The following is a 564-nucleotide window of genomic DNA, read 5'->3' as shown; positions in this document are numbered from 1 at the left end:
TAGCGCCTTCGACGTTGACTCCCATAGCCACGTAGAAGGGGCGGTTGCTTACCTGCCCTTCGCGGACTTTCAGGTAGATTGCATCGATAAACACAGCCAGGTAGACCGTTTCTAGGGGCCTGGCGGCCCATTCATTCATCTGGTCAAGGACCGTTGCGGTGATACGGCTGATGGTGTCTTTACTGATGCTGGCCCCATAGATTTGCTCGAAGTGGGCTGCGATGTCACCGTAGGTGAGTCCTTTGGCGGCCAGGGAGAGGATGATTTCATCGACGTTTTTGAGTCGACGGGCTCGTTTGGGCACGATGGTCGGTTCGAAGGAGCCGTCGCGGTCGCGGGGGACTTTGATGTCGATGGGGCCGACGGTGTCGGTGAGGATTCTTTTGGTGCGGTAGCCGTTTCTGGTGTTTTGGCTTGTTTGGTTGGGGTTTTCGGCGTGTTTGGGGTAGCCGAGGTGGTCGGTGAGTTCTTCGTCGAGGGCAGCTTGGATGATGTCTTGGGTGAGGGTTTTGAGTAGGGTGTCGCTGCTGAGGTCTAGGCCTTGTTCTTTGGCTTGGGTGATGA

General features: G+C 56.4%; 1 protein-coding gene. It reads right to left on the bottom strand.

The annotated features are described in order from the left end of the window. On the bottom strand, positions 1-562 hold a 562-nt coding region (locus ACRCJM_RS12000), incomplete at its 3' end, for an IS256 family transposase (protein ID WP_431465089.1). Positions 563-564 lie beyond the last annotated feature (2 nt).

It is taken from the genome of Rothia sp. L_38, from assembly GCF_050689125.1.
GTDB lineage: Bacteria > Actinomycetota > Actinomycetes > Actinomycetales > Micrococcaceae > Rothia.
Note: the sequence above shows the minus strand (reverse complement) of the source record. Positions and strands in the feature narration are given on the sequence as shown.